The 2,894-nt window shown below is 68.7% G+C and carries 3 protein-coding genes; 1 reads left to right on the top strand and 2 read right to left on the bottom strand.

Annotated features, from left to right (window positions below; genetic code table 11):
- Positions 1-15: 15 nt before the first annotated feature.
- Entirely contained in the window at positions 16-2,043 is a 2,028-nt protein-coding gene (locus ACOADB_RS16280; protein WP_378600685.1) for a protein meaA, read from the bottom strand.
- Between the two features lie 116 nt (positions 2,044-2,159).
- The gene (locus tag ACOADB_RS16275) at positions 2,160-2,504 is read right to left on the bottom strand and encodes an STAS domain-containing protein (protein WP_378600627.1); all 345 of its coding nucleotides are present in this window, start codon (positions 2,502-2,504) and stop codon (positions 2,160-2,162) included.
- A gap of 138 nt (positions 2,505-2,642) precedes the next feature.
- Between ACOADB_RS16275 and ACOADB_RS16270 the strand changes: the two genes are divergently transcribed.
- Positions 2,643-2,894 (top strand): ATP:cob(I)alamin adenosyltransferase (locus ACOADB_RS16270; protein ID WP_378600625.1); only part of this gene is annotated, 252 nt, incomplete at its 3' end.

The raw sequence follows: 2,894 nt of genomic DNA, 5'->3' as shown, positions 1-2,894 counted from the left end.
CCTCCTCGACCTCCGTTACAGGCCGTTGGCCTTCCGGATCACGTCGACGATGCCGCCCATGATCTCGGTCAGGCCGAAGTCCTTGGGGGTGTAGACCGCTGCGACGCCGAGCTCCTCGAGGCGCTTGCCGTCGGACTCGGGGATGATGCCGCCGACGATCACCGGTACGTCGCCCATGCCCGCGGCCTTGAGGCCGTCGAGCACGGCGGGCACCAGCTCCATGTGCGAGCCGGACAGGATCGACAGGCCGACGCAGTGGACGTCCTCGGAGACGGCGGCTGCCACGATCTGCTCGGGCGTCAGGCGGATGCCCTGGTAGATCACCTCGAAGCCGGCGTCGCGGGCCCGGACGGCGACCTGCTCGGCACCGTTCGAGTGCCCGTCGAGACCGGGCTTGCCGACCAGCAGGCGCAGGCGGCCGCCGAGCTCGTCGCCGGTCGCCTTGACCGCCTCGCGGACGGTGGTCAGCTCGGCACCGGCCTCGGCAACGCCCACGGCTCCGGCAACACCGGTCGGCGCACGGAACTCACCGAACACCTCGCGCAGGGTGCCGGCCCACTCCCCCGTGGTCGCACCGGCGCGGACTGCGCGCAGCGTCACTGCCATCAGGTTCTCGTCGGTCTTGGCGGCCTCGGCCAGGGCCTGCAGGGCAGCGCTGACCTCCGCCTCGTCGCGCTGTTCCTTCCACGCCTTCATCGACGCGAGGGCCGATGCCTCGGCCTGGGGGTCCGCGGCCATGATCGCGTCGTCCAGGTTGGCGGTCAGCGGCGACGCCTCCGTGGTCTCGTACCGGTTGACGCCGACGATGATCTCGTCGCCGGCCTCGATCCGGCCACGCCGTGCGGCGTGCGCGGACACGAGCTCGGACTTCATGTAGCCGGACTCGACGGCAGCGATCGCACCGCCCATCGCCTGGACCCGGTCCATCTCGGCCTTGGCGCCGGCCACCAGCTCGGCGACCTTGGCCTCGATGACGTGGCTGCCGTCGAAGATGTCCTCGTACTCCAGCAGGTCGGACTCGAAGGCCAGCACCTGCTGCAAGCGCAGGGACCACTGCTGGTCCCACGGGCGCGGCAGGCCGAGGGCCTCGTTCCAGGCCGGCAGCTGGAGTGCACGGGCACGGGCGTTCTTGCTCAGCGTGACGCCGAGCATCTCCAGCACGATCCGCTGGACATTGTTCTCGGGCTGTGCCTCGGTCAGGCCGAGGCTGTTGACCTGCACCCCGTAGCGGAACCGGCGCATCTTCGGGTCCTGGACGCCGTACCGCTCACGGGTGATCTCGTCCCACAGCTCGTTGAAGGCGCGCATCTTGCACGTCTCCTCGATGAAGCGGACCCCGGCGTTGACGAAGAAGGAGATCCGGCCGACGACCTTCTCGAAGTCCTCGTCGGACACCTGGCCGGAGGACTTCACCTGGTCGAGCACGGCGATCGCCGTACACATGGCGTAGGCGATCTCCTGCACGGGCGTGGCGCCCGCCTCCTGGAGGTGGTAGCTGCAGACGTTGATCGGGTTCCAGTTCGGGATCTGGTGCACCGTGTAGGCGATCATGTCGGCGATCAACCGCAGGGAGTGCTCGGGCGGGAACACGTAGGTCCCGCGCGAGAGGTACTCCTTGATGATGTCGTTCTGGGTCGTGCCCGCGAGCTGCTTGGCCACCTCGGCGGGGTCCACGCCGGGGTTCTGCTCCTCGGCGGCCACCTGGTACATCGCGAGCATCCACATCGCGACCGCGTTGATCGTCATCGACGTGTTCATCCCCGTGAGCGGGATGTCCTTGAAGAGCTTGCGCATCTCGCCGAGGTGCGGGACGGGCACGCCGACCTTGCCGACCTCGCCGCGCGACATGATCGAGTCGGGGTCGTACCCGGTCTGGGTCGGGAGGTCGAACGCGACCGACAGGCCGGTCTGGCCCTTGGCCAGGTTGCCGCGGTACAGCGCGTTCGACGCCTCCGCCGTCGAGTGGCCGGCGTAGGTCCGCATCACCCACGGGCGATCCTTGGCGTGCGAGGCCTTCTCGGGCGTGGCAGCAGCGTCAGGCATGGAGCTCATGAGCGAAGCGTAAGGCGATTGCTACCGCTAGGTAACGCCTGACCAGTGTGGGGTTGTGCACAACGCCACATCGGAGCGCCGTGCCCGCGCCGCGAGAACCGGCCGGATCAGGCGGGAATCGGCTCTCGTTCGAGCTCGATGACCCGGATCAGGTGGGTCAGGTGCATCATCCGGCGTACGGCGGGACCGGCTCCGCGCAGCACCACGCGGGCGCCGTACCGATGGGACCAGCGGCTGGCGACGGCGAGCATCCTCAGGGCCGTCGCGTCCACGGACCGGACCTGGCTGATGTCGAGGTACACCCGGCTCCCGACGCTGACGTCCACGGACTGGAGGTGGTCGTAGACGGCTGCGCGCACGACTTCGGTGCTGCGCACGTCAAGGTCGCCGGCCAGGACGAGGACGGGACCGTCCACGCCGTGGTCGACGCGGATGTCGACACTCGTTGCCATCTGGTTCTCCGCCATGTTGCCCTCCCGAGATCGGGTCGCCTGCGCTTCCCTGTCACCTACCTTGACGCTCCAGTACCCGATTCGGTTGCACTGAGTCCCCGAAAGTTTCGGTGCGTGTCGGGACTAGGCTTGTCGACCATGGTCAATCTCACGCGCATCTACACCCGTACCGGCGACGCCGGGGAGACCCGTCTCGGGGACATGAGCGTGACCACGAAGACCGACCTGCGCCTCACGGCGTACGCCGATGTCGACGAGGCCAATGCCCAGATCGGGGTCGCCATCGCGACCGGCGGGCTCGAGGACGAGGTCGTCACGCTGCTCACCCGCGTCCAGAACGACCTGTTCGACGTGGGCGCCGACCTGTGCACGCCCGTCGTGGCCGACCCC

This window comes from Nocardioides sp. CPCC 206348 (genome assembly GCF_048654705.1).
GTDB lineage: Bacteria > Actinomycetota > Actinomycetes > Propionibacteriales > Nocardioidaceae > Nocardioides.
This window is presented reverse-complemented; position numbering and strand designations above follow the sequence as displayed.

Coding starts and splice junctions, on each gene's coding strand:
- ACOADB_RS16280 (WP_378600685.1), bottom strand. CDS start 2,043: ATGCCTGACGCTGCTGCCACGCCCGAGAAGGCCTCGCACGCCAAGGAT.
- ACOADB_RS16275 (WP_378600627.1), bottom strand. CDS start 2,504: ATGGCAACGAGTGTCGACATCCGCGTCGACCACGGCGTGGACGGTCCC.